This window comes from Halioglobus sp. D3-4, from assembly GCF_055809315.1.
Map to the genome: position 1 here is coordinate 4771810 of NZ_CM147907.1, position 18892 is coordinate 4790701.

Below are 18892 nucleotides of genomic sequence, written 5' to 3' on the forward strand. Positions count from 1 at the left end.
CGATCATACTGAACTTACCTCCGTAATGGAAAGTCGGTAGCCCCGACGCGACTGTGTTTCCCGCCGGGTCGAAACAATGGTGAAACTATTTGCCGCAGCGGCACGTTTTTTGCGTGAGTTTTTGCGTTAGTCTTTGCGATTGTTTTTTACGATATACCGACACGAGCCGGCCATCTCAGGCTCTGATGCACTATGATGGAGCCAGCCGGTATCTAACGAGAATATGGGAGACCCAATGAGCACGAAAATCCAGGTGAGTGAACCTCTGGTAATTCTGCATGGAGACGAAATGGCGCAGGTCGCGTTTGAGCGCATCCTCGAGCAGTTTGTCAGGAAACGGTTGGATATCGATTTGGTCGAGGTCGATTTGTCCGCTGAAAACCGCCTTATCAGCAACGGACAGGTAGTTCTCGATGCCATAGCGGCGCTGAAAAAATACGGTGTGGGCATCAAAAATGCGGGCATGACGGTCAACCGCCAGCAATTGGATGAACTGCTGGCCAAGCACCCGACAATCAATGAAGAGGCGCTGGACAAACTGGCGACCAAGTCTCCCAATGGCTCAATTCGCAAGGGTATTGGCGGCAATATCACGCGAGAGGACATTGAGTTTCGCAATCTTGAGGTGGTGCAACCCGACTGGGTGGGGCGAGATATCGACGTGATGACGATGGAGGGCGGTGGTATAAAACACAGCCACAGCGAACTGTCCAAGGTTACCGGCATCATCAAGCTGATGTTTGTGGGCAGCAGCGGCGAGCCGGTGGAGTTACACCGGCGCCGTGTCAACAAGGGTGATCCGTGGTTGCTCGCCACCAATAGTATCGCCGATGTTAAGGCCTGGGCGCACGAGTTCTTTCAACGGGCACTTGACGAAAACAGGGATGCTTACCTCGGCCTTAAAGACACTGTTATTCCCGGTTACGACGGGGTGATGCGTGCTGCGATCGAGGAGGTGTATGAGCAGGGTTATAAAGAGCGGATTCAGCAAGCCGGCCTCAAGTATCACTATGAACTGATCGATGCACAGGCTGCGCGCATTGTATCCAATCCGCCGGAGCGCGCCCTGTGGGGTGTGCCAGATAACACCACGGGAAGAAAGCTGTTCAAGCTGGTGGGCAAACTCAAGGTCTACGGCATTCCCAAGCGCAAGCACCATGTTTCCCTGTCGCGCATGAGCGCTGGAGGTGGTGACCAGTACGGCAGTTTCAATATGCCGGCAGCCGAAGATGGCATTTTGAAGGTGGTGCTGGACGGCGAGGAAAAATATGCTCGCGACGTCAGCAGGAATGACCCCATACTGTTAATGTCGAATGACAATCAGGCCATCACCGACTGGGTCAGCCAGGTGTTTCGGGATGCGTCCAAGAAAGAAAAGGAAGTGTATTTCGGTCTCAAGCGTGAGTACATGGAATATGATGAGGTATTCAGCACGGCCATCACCAATGTGCGACACACGCTGGCCAAGTCGGGAACACGACCTCCTTCATTTATGATTATGCGGCCTTCCAGCCAGTTGAAGAAAATGATTACCGACCCACCCAGGAATGCGTTGTATCCAGCGCAGAACCTGGATGGCGATATATTCTCTGACATCTCGGCGGCGCTGGGCGGCAGCCTGGCGACTGCCAGTTCGATTATCGAGAGTAAAGACGGCACCATGTTGTATGAGGCTCCACACGGCACCGCCCACGATCTGTATTTGAAATATCTGGAGAGTGAGGGTGAGGAGGCCATTTTTAATTCCTCTGCGCTGATCTATGCGCTGGCCAATGCACTTGAGACGCTGGCACTGCGGGAGAACAACGATGCACTGGCCGCCTACTCAAGCGCCCTCAAGGAGGCGCTTATTGAGACTGTCGCCCAGGGCAAAATAACCGGTGACCTGAAGGGCAAAACGACCAACCCTGCCTCGGAAACAATTCTCGACATGTACGGCTTTCTGGATGCGATAGAGAGTAATATCGTCGGGTTCGCAGAGTAACCCCGCCGCAGCAGTCTCGCCGTCCGGCAATTTCAGGCGGACGGCCGGGTATTTTTCGCACCCATATGGTGCGACATGCCCTATAGTGGAGCGCTGGCGCGTCGACGTAACCCCACTTATAGCGCTTGTGGCCGATGAACACCGGCTCCACTTCTAATATTTCTTCCTTTTTACGATTTTGGTCTGACTCTTGCTAGCTGGTATATGTCGGCGATCTCGCAATGCCGAGTAATTGCACACTTGGGGGGTGCCCCCATATGCGACTCCCCTTATTTATTAGAACGAGGAAAACACATGAGTGCCAATCCATCACGCCAGCAAGCCATCCAGCAGGTTTCCAATCGCCAGCCGGTTCCGATAAAGAAAACAGATTTTCTGGGCGAGATCTGGGCTGAGGATGTATTTAACCTGGCCAGAATGGAGTGGGCGCTGTCCAAATCAGCTTTCAAGGCCATTAAGAAGACGGTTCATACGGGCGAGCCGCTGGATCCGGCAACTGCCGATGTCGTCGCCGCAGCGATGAAGGAATGGGCCATCTCCAAGGGTGCCAAATTTTTCTCCCATATATTCTATCCGATGACGAATATCACGGCGGAAAAACATGACGGTTTCATTATCACCAATGCCGACGGGGCCGCTATCACAGAGTTCTCTGGCAGCCTGTTGATCAAAGGGGAGCCCGACGGCTCATCCTTCCCCAATGGCAGCCTGCGTATGACCAATGCCGCGCGCGGGTACACCGCCTGGGACCCGACAAGCCCGGCTTACATCATGCAGACCGACAACGGTGCAACGCTGATGATTCCCAGCGTATTCATGTCCTGGACAGGCGAAGCGCTGGACAAGAAGATTCCGCTGCTGCGCTCAAACAGGGCGATGGACAAGGCTGCTCAGGAAGTGCTTAAGTTGATGGGCGAAACAGATATCGCCACGCTCAACTCCAGCTGTGGTGCTGAGCAGGAATACTTCCTGGTGGATACACATTTCGCCAATAGTCGCCCCGATCTGTTGCTCGCCGGTCGTACGTTATTCGGTGCCTCACCGGCCAAGGGGCAGGAGTTCGATGATCACTACTTCGGAGCAATACCTGCGCGCGTGCAGGTATTCATGCAGGACTTTGAAGACCAGTTGTATAAACTGGGAATCCCCGCCAAAACCCATCACAACGAGGTTGCGCCGGGACAGTTTGAGATTGCACCGTATTTTGAAGCGGCTAACGTCGCCGCCGACCATCAGCAATTGATGATGACGCTGATGAAAGCCACTGCCAAGAAGCATGGTTTCATGTGTTTGCTGCATGAAAAGCCCTTTGCCGGTATTAATGGCTCGGGCAAGCACGTTAACTGGTCAGTGGGCAATTCCACTCAGGGCAATTTGCTGGACCCAGGCAGCACGCCGCACGAAAACCTGTTGTTTCTGCTGTTTTGCGGCGCCGTAATTCGCGGTGTGCATCTTTATGGCCCACTGTTGCGGGCTGTCATCGCCTCTGCTTCCAACGACCACCGTCTCGGCGCCAATGAGGCGCCGCCGGCGATCCTGTCGGTCTACCTGGGTGACCAGTTGGAAAAAGTTTTTATGGACATCAAGGAGGGCAAACTCAGCGAAACGGCACAGGGTGGTGAAATGGATCTGGGGCTGTCGCAGATCCTCAACTTTGAGCGCGACCCGGGTGACCGTAACCGCACATCGCCCTTTGCGTTTACCGGCAACCGGTTTGAATTCCGTGCGGTAGGTTCGTCGCAGTCGGTCTCGGGGCCGCTGGTAGCTATGAATACCATGCTGGCCGATTCTCTCAGTTGGATTGCCGGCAAGCTCGAAGGCGCGCTGGGTAAAGGTGCGAGCAAGTCTGAGGCTGTCATTGCCGTGCTACAGGAACTGATGAAAGAACACGGCAATGTTGTGTTCGGCGGTGATGGTTACTCTGCAGAATGGCATGAGGCCGCAGTCAAAGAGCGCGGACTGAAAAATATTCCCACGACGGCGGATGCATTACCGGCACTGCGCGAAGCCTCTGTGGTAAAACTCTTTGAAAACACCGGTGTACTCAGTCCGGTTGAACTGGAGAGCCGCTTTGAAGTATACGCTGAGCAGTATGTGCTTTCGATTGAGGTGGAGGCCAAACTTGTCATCGATATGGCCAAAACCCTGATCTACCCAGCCGCTGTGGACTATCTGTCGACACTGGCCAGCGCCGGCGCCGGCTTGTCAGCTATGGGTGTTGATCTGGAGAACAGCGCGGCCAAAATCGTGGCAGAGCACGCCAATGCGATGATGGCCACGGTTAGCAAGCTGAGCGAAGCGCTGTCAAAGGATGGATTCCCTTCAACAGAGGAGCATCTGCAGTTCTGTGCGAGCACAATTCGCAGCCTGATGGATGAGGTGCGCAGTCACGCGGATGTGCTGGAGGCTGAGGTGTCCGATGCACTGTGGCCGCTGCCCAAGTATCAGGAAATGCTGTATATCAAATAGTCGGTATCAGCAGAGCACACAGTGCGTATTTGCATGCCCCGTGGCGTAGCCACGGTAGCGGATGCGCACTATCGCTAGCTGAAATTCGCACTCTTTCCCGAGGCCATAGTACGCAGCAGTTCAGCGATGCGTTCCTGTAGGTCGTCAGCATCATGCTCGAACTTCAGTCCCGCGCGATAGACGACTACTGTGCCCAGCTCAATGGGGTCCTGCCGCACGACACGGGCGCGCAATTTCAGGCTTGTATTGCCGTCAAGTGCACTGATGACGGTCTGTAGTGACTGCCCGATCTGCAGTGGCTCCGGAACGGTTATGCCCATCCCTCCCGCGGATATATCGTCGAGAGTGGCCTGAAGTTCCTGTAGGCCGTCGAATTCGATGTCCAGCCGCTGGGTTAACCTCGCGTGGCTGCGCTGGCCGTCCGTATCCGCTGACTCAGCCAGCAACTTGAGCAGTTTTTCCAGTTCCAGTTCATCCCGCGTATTGAGACTGCTAAAGCGGGTTGCCAGGCCATAACCCTTGCCGCCTGGAAGTTCCCAGGTGCGCAGTACTTTAGCCTCGATCGATATGGCGCTGCCCTGACTGACGGGTACCATAATCTTTAGTGAGTCACCATTGTCCAGCTTCAGTTGCTGTACGTGGATTGCGGCTCCTCCCCAGGAGATATTCTCCAGTTTAGCCGTCTCGGGATCTGACTCTCCCGGCCATATAATTTTGATCGCCGCACTGACGTGAATACGCAGCTGCTGCCGCTTTTCCATTGGCTGGCTGTCGGCTGCTGACTCCGGTTCCGGTTGTGCCAGGCGTTCTGCGGCGAGTACCCTGATAATTTCAAGCGCTTCTTCAGCGACGCGTCTGCCCGGCTTCATCACTTCTTCAGCGGCACTTTTGCCAGAGCCGGGGTAAAGGTTCTTTACAGAGTCGCCCAGTGGCACGAAGCCATTTTTACTGCGATGTTGGGCGACGCTGACCGCAAGTAGGCCAATACAATCGAAAAGCTCATCCTGCGTCGATCCTTCCAGGATCTTATTCAAAGTCTCTTTCATAGTATTCGCTACTGATGGCGTGTTCCGCTGTAGTCTCGGTGACCCGCGTTGAGCGCTGTCGTTGCGCTCCGTTGGGAGATCTTGGTCCAGTGATGCGACTTAGCTCTTGCCCGCCTTGTGCTGGTCCGACAGGCCGGCCAACGCCAGGTTTTCGGTTTTGCAACTCGACAGGGTGGCGGTACCGGGGCCGTAGGCGTAGATAAACTGGCCGTATTTGAGGGTATCAATGATCGGTTGTGCGACTTCGGTGCGCACCGCCGGGCAACCCCACGATCGGCCCAGGCGGCCCATTTTCTTGGCGGCCTTCGGGTTCACATAGGGGGCGCCGTGCATCACGATGAGTCGCTCCATGGCAGATTCGTTAAAACCGCGGCTCAGGCCCTGCAGTCGCAAAGAGTAGCCGTTGCCGCCCTCATAGGTCTCATCGGTCAGAAAAAGCCCCAAGCTGGTCTGGTGGCTGCCGTTGCGGTTGGAAAACATGCTGGGTATATCCTCACCCGACCCCTGTCCGTGTGCGACATGCTCCTCAAACAACAATTTGCGCTTCTCCAGATCCAGTACCCAAAGGCGCTGGTTTCGGGAAGGAATGGTGTAATCGATAATTGCCAGACGGCTGGCCCCTTCACCAACACCGTTCTTTTGCGCGCATTTCATTGCGGAAACGGCTTCAGAGACGGCTGTGGGGTTAATTGAGGGAGCCAGTTCACGTATCAGGGCTGCCTCATCGGCGCTTACCTGGGTGCTCGCGAGCAGACTGAATACCAGTGCTGACAGTAATCGCATGTAAAAAGCCTAATGGAGTGACAGGTTCGTTATTGTCACAGCAGAATACACAACAAACGCCGGCAATGTAAAGCTAATTGTTTATAAAAATGAGCAAATTCAAAGAGATACTGCATAATCCTTAACTTATTTTTATGGGCTGGCTGGCGGCCGTCGCCGCCTGTCGTTCAATCCCGCACCGCGATTGTGGCAGAATACGTGCGACGACGCTCGCGATGAACCATACTGTCTGGGAGCTGTTCTCAAGTTACACCTGTCCGTTGCAAGGAGAGAGCTTATGGACACCCTGAATGGACTCGCCCGGCGCGCCTTGTACTGTGTAGTGGCAGCCACCGTGGTATTGGCCGCCTGCGATTCTAAACAGCGTCCTGCAAGCACAGGGGTTGCCGCTGAGCAGCAGGACGTGCCGCTTGAGTCGGCCAAAGCAACCGCACCACAGACTCTGGAGGACTTTGAGGATGCGGCTACCGAGGTCCCGCTCAAGGCAGCGTATTTCGGTGAGATTCACGTCCACACCTCTTATTCCCTCGATGCCTATATCGCCGGTACTCGCCTGACGCCGGATATGGCTTACCGGTTTGCCCGTGGCGAGGCCATGATAGTCAATGGTCGCCAGCATACTATCGCCCGGCCTCTGGACTTCGTTGCAGTGACCGACCACGCGGAATACATGGGCGAGATGTATTCCGCACAGGTCCCGGGGGCAGAAGGCTACGACCATCCGCAGTTGGCGGAGTTGCGAGGTCTTGCGGGGATTGAGAAGCAGGAAGCCTGGTTCGGCAAATATGTCATGGAACCCGCGCGCTCCGGAAAAGGCGGTCATCCGGCATTCTATGCCGGTGAGGAAACATTGAAGCACGCCTGGCAGTTAACCATACAGGCTGCTGTAGAGAACTATGAACCCGGGGTGTTCTCGACGCTCGCCGGGTTTGAGTGGAGCGCAGCACCCAGTGGCGCGAATATGCATCGCAACGTGCTGTTTCGTGACCTGGATGTGCCGGCCTTGCCTTTTTCTTCTATCGACAGCAGCGATGAGGAAAAACTGTGGGACTGGATGGAGGAGCAGGAGGCCGCAGGACGCAGGCTCATCGCCATTCCGCACAACTCTAACGCCAGCAAAGGTGCCATGTTTGAACTGGTCGATAATAGCGGCAACCCAATCGATGCAGTGTATGCCGAGCGCCGCAGCCATTTCGAGCGCTTGATCGAGGTGATGCAGGTCAAGGGCAGTTCCGAGGTCCACCCTAAATTCTGGCCGGCGGATGAGTTTGCCGATTTTGAAAATGCCGACAGCATCCAGGATTACAGCGACCGCACATTCCAGAAAGCGAATTATGTGCGGGCCGCGCTGGTCGAGGGAGTGAACTATGATCGGCTACTGGGACAAAACCCCTTCAGGCTGGGCTTCGTTGGCGGTAGCGACAGCCATAATGGTACGCCTGCTGATGTCGCGGAAACTAACTATATTGGCAGCCATGGCGCGGCGGACGGCACTGTGCAGCGCCGGCGTAACAGCGATATTGCCGGCTGGTTGATGGCCAGGGATGCCAACCCCGGCGCGCTAACCGGCGTGTGGGCCGTTAAAAACACCCGTGGCAATATCTGGGATGCGCTGCGGGAACGCGAAACCTTCGCGACCTCCGGTCCGCGAATCCGCCCCCGGTTTTTTGCAGGGGTGGATCTTGTCGCAGAAAATCCGGAGGAGTTGGTCAAGCAAGGTTATGCTGAGGGGGTGCCAATGGGGGGGCAGCTCTCGGGGTTGCGGCAGTCGCCAACGTTCACGGTTCACGCATTGAAGGATCCGGATGGTGCCAACCTCGATCGCATACAGATCATCAAGAGCTGGATAGATGTCGCCAGCAACCCGCAGGAAAAAATTGTCGACGTGGCCTGGTCTGACAATCGCGAGCCGGATATTTACGGGGTGCTACCGCCAGTGGGAAACACTGTTGACCTCGCCGATGCCAGCTATACCAACACCATTGGCAGTGCAGAGTTGATGGGCAGCTGGATTGATTACGACTTTGACCCGAGGTTACCCGCGGTGTACTACGCCAGGGTGCTGGAGATACCCACCCCCCGGTGGACTACCTATGATGCGGTAAACCATAAGTTACCCCTGCTGGACAACGTTCCTGCGACCATTCAGGAGCGCGCCTGGACTTCGCCCATCTGGTATACGCCCTGATGGCGGTGTATTGGGCAGAGCCAGAGGTGGTGTTGCTTTACCAGCACTGCAGCCCGTCAATATCGGGCGAGCCGGTATGTCGGCGCACCCCTCGGCTGTCGACTGTCAGTGTTCCGCAGGGGTCCGTCACCTGCCCGCCCCTGGGTGTTGCTTTGAGCATATAGCAGGTATCGAAGTCATCCTCGTCTTTACCTTCGCAGGCAACCACACTGAGGCTGTAGTGACCCTCGGAACTGATGCTCTCGTCACCCTCACCGAGGTCTGAGTCGAAATTCAGTCCGGCTGCGGTATTGATGTCGTCGGTATACCTACTGTTCTGCGCGTAAAAACGCTCCTGCCGAGAGACCAGTTCCATCAATTCCCGCATGCCATCGGCGCGACGGGATTTCTTCATACTGTCCTGGTACCCAGGCAGCGCGACCAGCAGCAGTACGCCGATAATAACCAGTACGATCATGACTTCGATCAGCGAGAAACCGGCAGCCGCAGCCTGTTGCGCGCGCTCTGGTGAATGTCTGGTCATCGGTCGCGGGCTACTTGACGACATCAGTCCAACTCATGCGTCCCGGATTATACTGCACGCCTTCTGTCAGTGCGCCCTGGCCGCCGTCGCCGCTCAGGCCGGCGCCGGTGGCGCCACCTTGCATATTGTGTGGGGTTTGATTAGTAGTCGTTGGGGGAAGGAAAATAGCTGAACTAACCTCTTTTCGAGAATAATCTGCGCTGATGTCTAGAATCGTCTTGAGTTGTGTCCACTCAGTGTGACATGAGGCTTGGGAGTTTTCGCAACCGTCGAGACTTAGTGCCTGCACGGCTGCTGCGAGAGTATCGGAATTAAGGTCGTACCCCAATTCAGCGAGTGTCGCGGAGATCGGGTCATTGCTCAGCTCAAAATCGACGGCAGCGGTCCATTCGGGGTCTCCGTAGCACGGTTCTCCCAGCCCGACGAGGTTTGCCAGCGTGCCGAAATGCCAAAACAAGGTAGCCTCCCAAATACGCTCCGCGGAGTGTTTCGCTAACAGTCCGCCAACGGTTTCATATTGGTTGTCGTCATAATCGATATACGTGTCAATCCTGACCCCTTCGTTTGTGATTACATAAGGTCGAAGATCATCGGGTAGCTGAACATCCACCATTGCAATAGCGGGGTATACAGGGTTGTCGGTAAAATAACTCTTCTTCACCAGTTGCGTGGTAAGTGCGCCGTTGCGCCAGCGGGTCGTTGCAGGCCGCTCGTTTGCAGTCCCGCCCACGCATTCTGGCTGTGTAGGGTGCATGCCGCCATCAATAATCGCCCTGTCATCGAAATTGTGGCTAATGGTGCCATTGCTGTCCCTGATCTCGCGCCATGTGAAAACCAGCGATTCACGATCCTTGTCCAAAGGCTCCGAATTGGGGGCCGATGGGTCCCATATTTTCAAGGCATTGTGAATTTCGCGTTGGTACTGAACAACATTCCATGTCTTGTTGCCAATGCGTAGCGTACTGGCCGGAGTAAGGTCAGCATTGGCCAGAAGTACGATGAACTCTTCATCGCCGCTGATGCCACTACCCGGAGCCGGGTTTGCGGGCGCACCACCGCCGTCGGAGTCAATTTCAACTTGATCGAGTACGCTCTTTGACTCATCAAGTTGCGAGGTGTCCGGGTCAAAGTGCTGCCAATACAGGTTGAAAAAATCGACAAAAACCGCCCTGCGTCGGGAGTCAAACGCCTCGGTATGTTGAGTGCTCGGGCCATCGAGAGCGACATCTCCACGGTATGTGTGCAGATCCATGAATCCACCCAGAAACCCCTGTTCGCATTGTCCCGGCCCGGTGCAGGGCACATCGGGCGTAATTTTTGGTAGCAGATAGTTTATGAACAAAGTGTCGAAACCACTGGATAGAAAAGCAATAGTGGTCTGAGACATAATCCCGTCATCCTGTCGCCACATCATCGGAACATGCCATTCTTCGGCTTCGTCCTCGACATTGTTGTCGTACAGATCCGCAAGATTCAGCAGCCGGTCGACATTCAGGTCGTAGATTGGAGCTGAGGGTGGGTTGGGGCCGCCATCGGACAGCACGGCCTCGACCAGCCAGTTTTCACCCTGCTCGTTGGTGACAGCATTGGGTTTATGCACCGTGGCCTTGACCCGATTTGCGCGTAATTGCACAGGTTGCAGCACGCGGTAGCCCTCCGGAAAGTTGACTTTCCAGCCATCGTGAGTGCTCCAGTTGGGGTCGCCGGCATCCTCGTTATAAATCGCGATTGTCTGTGTTTCGGTGCTGCCGCCGCTGCCCGTATAGTCGTAGGTTTTCGGGCCGTCCCATATTTGCGTGAGCAGGGATTGTTGCTCGGTAGTCGGCGGCGGATTGCCCGAATCCCATATGCCATACATTGACTGGACTGAGGTGTCATACTGGTCTGCCTCCCAGAACAGCCGGCCGGTAGCGAAGTAGAGCATATAGCCGTTCTGTGGGTGGCGTGCGATTTGTGGAGCATGGACAATCGCTTGATCGCCGGCGGAGGGATGCAGGGGACGACCATACGGTTCGAGCCATTCATCTGGATCGGTGTTGGATAGGTCAAACTTCCACAGGTTGCCGTCGATATCCCCGGCATACGCAAAGTCGACCTTGCCGTCTCGGTTGGTATCGAGCAGGCTCGGCGATGACAGGCCATTGGGATTGGCCGCCGTTCCCGAACCGGTCGACAGTTTGGTGATGGTCATTGTGCCGAGGTTGAGGAGGTACAGCTTGGCCTCGCCATTTACACTGTTGTAGCCGTTGCCGACTACCACATACCACTCGTCGTCGTTCAGTTGCGCGATGAGTGGTCGGCTGAAGGAGTCGCCCAGATCGTCGTCGGCGCTGGCATCCCATTCAAACAGCACTTTTTTATTGCCGCCGCTATTCGCCGTTTCGCTGGACAGGTCGGGGTCTGTAATATCGAGCACGAAAAAGCCTTTTCCGCCAGCGCCCAGAGAGCCGGCCAGCACGGTGTGCCAGTCGCTGTTGAAATACGCATCGCGCACGCTCATTTCGCCGTCGACAAAATACCTGTGTTTATAGGGGCGTGCCGCGAGCGTCGCCAGTTTGCCCATCAGCATCGATGGCACGTAGGCATATACTTCATCGCCTGTTTCGGCGTCGAATACGTGCAGCATGCCATCATTGGCTCCGACGTACACGCGGGCCTCACGATCGGTCAGCGCCTGTGCCCATTCGGCGTAGTCATTGTCGGTACGATTCTCGCCGGGGGGTGGGACGTACACCGGTTTGGAGTGAATAATGTCGCCGAGAATTGAGTAGCGTGTACGCATCGGACCTGCAGGGTTAGCTGGCAAGTCATACTCATTGCTGCGGTCGCCGCGAATAAAATCAAGAATATCGGAGGTGTTTTCGCTGGCTCCAGGATCCAGCAGTGCCATGTTGTCGCTGCCAATCCCGTCGCTGGAAAACCGGAACGGTACTTGCGAACCATTGCTATAGCTAATAATTTTGCGGTCGACATCCCAGTAAGTACTGGCGTTTTTGGCAGCAAACTGCTCCCGGGCCGACCAGTTGGCACCGGTGGTGTTGGTGGGTGGGGATGTGAAGCTGACACTGGTGCTCAGCACGCCATCTGCGGTGACACTGTATTCGACGAGATCGCCCTGCCAACTGCCGTTCTCAAACCATGGCCGGTAGCCCTTTGTGGTATTGCCGCGTAAATCGGTATCGGACAGCACAATGGGTGCTATCGAGCCCAGTGGCTGGACAATCGGTTGGTAAAAGCGCTGCGCACTCCAGCTCTGCAGGGAGACAGTCATCGCTGCAGCGGCCAGGCATCCCAGTCTTGCAGAAGTTGAGAAAATCATCGTTCCATCCTCCTGGAGCCGTTAGCGACCCCATTGGGTGTTATTCCTTAGTATAATCCGACTCTACGATACGCACTGCTTTGCCGTCGGTCTCGCTGCGGGTAGTGATTCGATAGGCATTGTAGCTGGTGCCGTATACCTCATCCCCGACCATAAGCTCGCCCAGCGTGCCGTGGCCTTCCAGTCGCATTTCTCCCAGGTCCTCCACGATCAGGGCGTCCTTCTCGCCGAGGCCACTCAGTTCGTTGATACCTGCTTTATTGACACCGATGATATCCGACCAATCCGTTTTAGAGGTGTCCGGCTTGTCCTCATCTCCGGGTTGGTAATGGCCGTCAATCGTGTCATCCAGCGGGACAGGTTGGCTGTCGATATACCTTTCCGCCGAAGTCAGTGTCCGCTCTGCCGCGCGTAATGCGAGCTCTTCCCGCTGCATCATGCCGGCCATGCTGACTTCCAGCCGTGCGCTGTTCATCGCGGAGATGCCGATAATGGTCATGATCAACAGCAGAATCAGGCTCACGACGAGTGCCGCACCGCGTTCGATGTGCCTGCTGCCGTCCGTATGTTGCCGCCTACTACCCATTGCGTTCAGTTTCTCAGTTGTGTGGTTGTGGTAAACACCTGGCGCCTGAATTCCGCGTCTGTCGGTACATATTCGACACCCGCGAGTGTAAAGGTTCGATTGTTGCTAAAACCGCTTTCCGGACACTCCGCTCTTACCAGCACGATGATTTCTACCGCCTCAACACCTTGCCAATCGTCGATTGCGACTTCATCGGCATCGTAGTAGCGGTTGTTTATCAGATAGCGAAACTGCAGGTTCTCCACTCCGGCCAGCAGTTCCTGGGTTTCGGGCAATCCGGTATCGCCTATCGTTTTTCGAAACAGCGCCGGAATGTCCGCGCCGCTGCAGGTTCGACCAGTCGAGCCTACAAAGTATGTGTGCGCGGTCAGCTCGTAATCACGCGTCGCGGGGTCATCCAATTTGTTGTTGGAGGCGGTTTCTTCGCTACCCAAAAACAGTTTTCCGTCAACCAGTGTGGTACGCAGATAGGGCCGGGTGGCCACCATATTAGCAATCGCAATGGGCGGGGTGGGGGCGTAGCGTACGGTAAGGGCATCGCCGCGCAGCCACTTGAACCCATTGTCATCCTCATTGGCAATGCAGTCATAGGGAATAGCGTTGGACCCCTCCGGCGCATCGATGCCGACCAGGGGTTGATTCAGCATCAGCGCCCAGTCTGTCGTGTCCGCAACGCAGTTTATGGTGTAGGCAGGGATTTCCTGGGTGCCGCCGATCATGTCGGTGCTGTGCTGATTATGGATATTGCCACCGAGGTAGCCCGCCCGGCGGATATCTGCCGAAAGCAACTGAATCGCGGCGCGTCCGGTGTCGGCCATTCTCGCCAGCGTCCCGGTGGCCGTGGCGTTCTGGGAATTGGTGACCACCAGCTGCGACAACCCGGCCATCAGCAGGCTCAGTATCACCACGGTGACCAGCAGCTCCATCATTGTCAGGCCGCGTTGGAGGCTGCCTGCGGCAACCGGTACTTTGCGAGTGGCGGCGGTCATGGACATGGTGCTGCTCCCGCTGCGTTCAGGCAGCCGAGATTCAGCGCGTATGCATAGCAGTCCAGGCCGTCGTCCGGGTTCTGTACATCCTCCGGGTCAAGCGCATCGCAGTCCTCTCCCGTCTCGCTATCCAGGCTGTCGTTCCAGCGCACTATGACGATGTAATTATTGCCGGAGCGGTAGACCTCGCCGCTGGCCTCGGGCAGCGAGCCGGGTACCCTGGCATCACCGGATACGCCGAGCAGTTCGGTCTGCCAGTACCAGTTGTCGTAGGTGGCCAACTGGGCAGGTGTGCAATCCTCGCTTCCACAGTCAGGGCTTGGTTTTGTCAGGTTGTCGCCGCTGTCATGCAGATAGGCGTCCGCCGCTACCCGCCCCTGGTTGGCCAGCATGCGATCTGCCATATCACTGGCCAGCATCGCCGCTTTGGAGAAGTTTTGTGAAGTCTGCAATTGCCTGTAGGTGGAGGCCTGCAGGCCTATGATGCCCATCACACCGATCGCCAGTACGACCAGAGAGATCATCACCTCCAGCAGTGTAAAACCGCGCGCGGCAGGTTGCTTGGCGCGCCGGCTGGCAGACAAAAGAATCACGTGCTGGAGCATGCGTCTTCCTCTACGTTGTCGTCGTTGAGAATACTCGCCTTGCCCAGCATGGATACAATCAGTACCCGGAGAGATACGCCATACCTGTCTGAGTTACAGATGAAAATCTCGTTAGTGGCCTTCAGATCGGTGAGCCCGTTGGGTCGATAGGTGACGCTGCTCTCCAGTGTGCCAACGCCTGTCTGGTTGCTGCGAGCTGTCAGGTTGTCAGCCATTGGGGAGTGAATATGCAGGACCTCGTCATCATCCTCTTTATTACCGGGATCAAAAATACCGTTGCTGTTTTTATCAACGAAGGTAAACCAGCCGGCTTCCCACCCGCTATCCTCGTCTTCAACGCATTCAAGATCATCGGGGTCGGGCGCATTGTTGCTGATGCAAACCTTTACTGGATAATTGAGGCCAATAGCCTGCGATTTAGCTGACATAAAAGCACTGAGCAAATCCGTTGTCGCAGCCGACATACGGCTATTTTGTACCTGTGTACGAAACATCGGGATGGCGACAACCAGCAGGGTACTGGCAATGGCGAGCACGGCCATGAGTTCAATCAGGGTATAGCCTGTTGCATGCCTTTTGTGCATTGCCATTCATTTTGCCCCAGCCCACATGTTGAACTCTTACGGTTCCAGTGCACCCACTATCCGGAAATAGGGATAATCTGCGCCGTTTCACGTTGCGCAGTTCTCGGGTGCGTATCTAATTCGCAGTATAGTATAGGGCTTTTGGGAGGCATAGTCGCAGGCGGTGTGTGTGATGCGGGTCTCATTTCTCATGGAATCTCGCGCGCAGCGGTTAGTTTTCTCGACTTATCGCCAAGCGCGCAGTTGACAAGTATTCGCCTTCACAGGTAATACCTCAACGCCCTGATGTGCCCAATTACAGCTCGCGTACGCGGATATTGCGGAACCACACAGGGTCGCCGTGGTCCTGTAATGCGATGTACCCCGATTCAGCTTTTCCGTAACCCGGCATGTCGGCAAACTTGCTGTTGGCCACCAGTTCGTCCCATTCGGGGGTGCCGCGCTCAATGCTCACCACTTTTACGCCGTTCAGCCAGTGTTCGATGTGATTGTTCTTCACGCGGATCAGTACGTCGTTCCACTCGCCAGGTGGCCGCACGGTTTCCGGGTCCGAGGCGATCAGATCGTAGAGGTCGCCGGAGCGGTGGGTGCGGATTTTGCCGTCTTTGTGAACGTCATTGTCAAGCACCTGCATTTCCAGACCGGTGCGCCAGGACGTGCTTTCAGTTTCATCCTGAATAAAATAAAAAATGCCGCTGTTGCCGCCGGGGGATATTTTCCACTGCAGGCTGAGCTCGAAGTCGCGGAATTTCTCGCGGTAGTAGATCAGGTCACCGCTGGGGCCGCCAAAGATGGCGCTCTTGATCATTGCCCATGCGGGAAATATACCGTCCTGCACCAGCGTCAGTGTGCCGTCCTGCACCGTCCATTTCTGGACATCGTTTTCGTCGCCACCGACATTGCGCCAGCCCGTCAGCGTTTCGCCGTCGAACAGGTCGCGCCAGTCTCCATCGGCTGTTGCTTGTTTTGCCGCAGGCGGCGCTGCCGGTGCGACCGGTCCACGGGGTATTTTATTCAGCGTGTACCAGGCCTCGGCAGTCCACAGTGCCCCTCCACTGTCGGATCGCAGGCGGTCTGCAAGGCGCAGGTAAACCACATACCCCTCTTTCAGGCCGGGAATTCGCAGGCGAATACTGCGGCGATCCGGTGCGACTTCAACCTCTGACACAGCAAGCGTGGCTTCGTCGTACTTGGGGCCGCCATACTGTTCGTTGGGATAGTAGAACCACTGCTTGACGATCACGTCGGCGGGCGATAGCGTCAGCCCTGCTTCCAGTGGCTGTGTCAGTTCGATAACGAAACCGTCGCTCTGCGCTGTGACGCTGAGCATTTCGAAGGCGTTATTGCCCTCCCAGGTCATACGCTCAAGGCCGTACCAGGATTTACCATACTCACCCCAGTTGGGCGGGTTGCCCACTTCTCCCAGATAGATCGCGCCGTCTGGACCGCGCTCCAGGCGATTGACCCCGCCCTGGAAGCCGGCACTGAAATGAAAAGCTGCGCCCTGCTGTTGTCCCTCAACATCGTCCAGGTACACCCGTTTGATGCCGCCGTTATAGATATCGCCGTGTATCATTTGTCCCGCATACGGCCCTTCTGTCAGCAGTAGTGGCTGGGTGGGGGAGTTGCCTACCTCATCCTGCGGCAGCCACACGACCGGGGGCTCCTCCTCGCGGTCCATGATGCCTTCTCCGGGCACTGCGCGTGAGCCGTAGAAGCCATCTTCCCTGATGCGTATCAGCTTGCTCGAGGGCAGCCAGTCACCCTCGTTGTCGTTGACGTAGATCGCGCCGTTAGGGCCGGCAGTGATGCCGTTGGGTGTGCGAAAGCCGGAGGCATAGATTTCGACATTGCCATCGCGATCAGCCCGCAGAAGCTTGCCCTGGGTCGGCAACTGCTCGGGGCAGCTGGCGCCGCCGGGAAGCACGCAAATCGACAGCAGGAAGTAGAAGTCGTCATCCATCGGCAGCAGGCCGAAAGCAAAGGAGTGGAAATTACTGCCGCTTGGCCAGTCGTAGGATACGACGCGATACTCGTCGATAATTTCATCGCCATCTGTGTCGATCAGCTCGGTCAGCTCTTGTTTCTGCAGCACAAAAATACGGCCATCCACTATGCTTAGGCCCAGTGGCTCGTGCAGCCCTTCTGCGATGCGTTTAACGCGCTTTTCATGAGGGGCCTCAAGGTCGAGCAGGAATACCGCACCGTCAATGTCCCAGCTGGCAACGAGCAGCTTGCCGTCATCGCGAAAGGCGAGGCCGCCAACTTTGGGTTCGAAACCGGGCGGGGCCAGATTTTCCAGCGCAAACGAGGGGTGCAGTGATTTGAGCCGCGGCAGCACATCGTAGCCACGGGTGGCGGTATACGGTTGGCCACTGCTGTCGGTCGGGACGTTCAGGTTTGCTTCCTGTTCGTCGACGCTCAGAATATAAGTAACTGCAGCGGTCGCCTGTTCTTTGGAAAACTCTGGGTGGGGGGGCATAGGCACCGGGCCCCAGGTGCCCACACTGCCGTCTATGACTTTTTCAGCGAGTGCCGCGACAACTTCGGGTTGTATCTTGCCGCGAAACTTGCCGGCGATCTGCGCCCAGGCGGGCCCGGCGATCTTATGATTTGGGGCATGACAGCCCAGGCAGTCGCTGTTGGCGATAATCGATTTGCCCTCGAGGTGCTCAATGTCCCCCTCTGCGACGACACTTGCAGTGGCCGATGCCTTAGCCGGGATCGGTGTGCTCAGACCGAGCGGGATGGAAACGGTGCCATCGGCAATATGGCGCTTGCCGTCTCCCGTGCGAAAACCGGCCTTGATCTCTGTGGATTCCTCCAGCAGGGGCAGCATCTCTTCGGACAGCTCACCAAACAGCTGCGCGCTATTGTCGTCTGTCGCTGGTGTATCTGCCATGCGCTTGAAATGCCGATCCAGGCTGCGAGCGCTCGCTGTTTGCGCCAACTCGGGCCGTTCCGTCATTTCTATGCGGTAGGGGCCTGCAGAGAGAGCGAAGCGTATCGATGCGGTTTTGCGCCCGTTACCGTATTCATACCCTAGGTATTCCACGTTGGCTGGAAGTTCTTCACCGTCCACTTCGAGGAACCACTGCGCGCCCTGTGTGTCGCGCACATACCATGCACCCTGGCTGATCGGTTGCGGACCGTGCTTGTAGTTATAGACCGAGCCTTCAAACAGGATATCGCCTTCCCAAACCTGATAGAGTGATTGCTGCTCTATGTCGTACGCTGCCCAGATACCTGGCGCAAGCGCGAACTCCAGCACACGCGGTCTGCCGTCGAGGTTGCCGCGCATCACCCAGGGCGCATGACCGCGGCCTTCGACCTGTTCGCGGCCGTAGGAGGGGTCGGACACTGCCGATGAGTCAACGCCGTACAGCTCGGTTTTTATTGTTGAAATCACCGCGGGAATCCCGTCGCGCTTGCCGAGATCAATCAGGAATTTAATGTCTGCTTTGGTCGCGAGCCCCTGCTGCATGGCGATGCCGAATGCGATTGCGGTGAGTAGAGCCAGAACGAGGGGTATTGAGAGCAGTGCAACAATGATTTTCTTCATTTCTATTCCAGTTTTTTGGCTTCAGGCATGGATTTCGGGCGCATGGGGGCCGCCTATGATATACGCGACAGCGCAGTGTGCAAGCGCTTGAGCACTGTCTTATGAAGCTGACATTCAGTGGTGTATCGGTTGCTGTAAGGCATGTACCGTATCACCTGCGCTGAATTCGTCGGTTGAATGCGCTGCGTTGCGTGTTGTGCGAGTTGCATCAGATCGAAGGCGCCGGGAACCCCCGCGCAGTGAAGGACAAGTTT

General features: G+C 56.2%; 12 protein-coding genes. 3 read left to right on the plus strand and 9 right to left on the minus strand.

Going from position 1 to position 18892, the window contains the following annotated elements:
• The first annotated feature begins 235 nt into the window (after positions 1–235).
• Complete coding sequence (locus AC0L6S_RS21080; protein WP_473426075.1) at positions 236–1984, plus strand: isocitrate/isopropylmalate family dehydrogenase; 1749 nt, start codon at positions 236–238, stop codon at positions 1982–1984.
• Positions 1985–2278: 294 nt separating this feature from the next.
• A complete protein-coding gene (locus AC0L6S_RS21085; RefSeq protein ID WP_473426076.1) occupies positions 2279–4453 on the plus strand; it encodes a glutamine synthetase III family protein in 2175 nt (724 codons plus the stop codon).
• A gap of 74 nt (positions 4454–4527) precedes the next feature.
• Here the strand turns inward: AC0L6S_RS21085 and AC0L6S_RS21090 are convergent, their stop codons facing one another.
• Together AC0L6S_RS21090 and AC0L6S_RS21095 are read right to left on the minus strand one after the other, a co-directional pair.
• Entirely contained in the window at positions 4528–5487 is a 960-nt protein-coding gene (locus AC0L6S_RS21090) for a PilZ domain-containing protein (RefSeq protein ID WP_473426077.1), read from the minus strand.
• A gap of 111 nt (positions 5488–5598) precedes the next feature.
• Positions 5599–6282, minus strand: a complete 684-nt coding sequence (locus AC0L6S_RS21095; protein WP_473426078.1) for a murein L,D-transpeptidase catalytic domain family protein — start codon at positions 6280–6282, stop codon at positions 5599–5601.
• Positions 6283–6559: 277 nt separating this feature from the next.
• On the opposite strand from AC0L6S_RS21095, the gene AC0L6S_RS21100 reads away from it, so the two are divergent.
• The gene (locus AC0L6S_RS21100; protein WP_473426079.1) at positions 6560–8470 is read left to right on the plus strand and encodes a DUF3604 domain-containing protein; all 1911 of its coding nucleotides are present in this window, start codon (positions 6560–6562) and stop codon (positions 8468–8470) included.
• Positions 8471–8507: 37 nt separating this feature from the next.
• Here AC0L6S_RS21100 and AC0L6S_RS21105 read toward each other — a convergent pair whose 3' ends face one another.
• From AC0L6S_RS21105 to AC0L6S_RS21135, 7 genes are all read right to left on the minus strand, one after another.
• Positions 8508–8993 (minus strand): type IV pilin protein, encoded by a 486-nt coding sequence (locus AC0L6S_RS21105; RefSeq protein WP_473426080.1) that lies wholly within the window; start codon positions 8991–8993, stop codon positions 8508–8510.
• Positions 8994–9003: 10 nt separating this feature from the next.
• A complete protein-coding gene (locus AC0L6S_RS21110; protein WP_473426081.1) occupies positions 9004–12312 on the minus strand; it encodes a pilus assembly protein in 3309 nt (1102 codons plus the stop codon).
• 40 nt (positions 12313–12352) lie between these two features.
• Positions 12353–12898, minus strand: a complete 546-nt coding sequence (locus tag AC0L6S_RS21115; protein WP_473426082.1) for a pilus assembly PilX family protein — start codon at positions 12896–12898, stop codon at positions 12353–12355.
• A 5-nt stretch (positions 12899–12903) separates the two neighbouring features.
• Complete coding sequence (locus AC0L6S_RS21120) at positions 12904–13893, minus strand: PilW family protein (protein WP_473426083.1); 990 nt, start codon at positions 13891–13893, stop codon at positions 12904–12906.
• Positions 13884–14492 (minus strand): type IV pilus modification protein PilV, encoded by a 609-nt coding sequence (gene pilV, locus AC0L6S_RS21125; RefSeq protein WP_473426084.1) that lies wholly within the window; start codon positions 14490–14492, stop codon positions 13884–13886. The genes AC0L6S_RS21120 and pilV overlap by 10 nt, the downstream gene beginning before the upstream one ends.
• On the minus strand, positions 14477–15082 hold the full coding sequence (locus AC0L6S_RS21130) for a GspH/FimT family pseudopilin (protein ID WP_473426085.1): 606 nt from the start codon (positions 15080–15082) through the stop codon (positions 14477–14479). The genes pilV and AC0L6S_RS21130 overlap by 16 nt, the downstream gene beginning before the upstream one ends.
• Before the next feature lie 289 nt (positions 15083–15371).
• On the minus strand, positions 15372–18638 hold the full coding sequence (locus tag AC0L6S_RS21135; RefSeq protein ID WP_473426086.1) for a 3-keto-alpha-glucoside-1,2-lyase-like domain-containing protein: 3267 nt from the start codon (positions 18636–18638) through the stop codon (positions 15372–15374).
• Positions 18639–18892 lie beyond the last annotated feature (254 nt).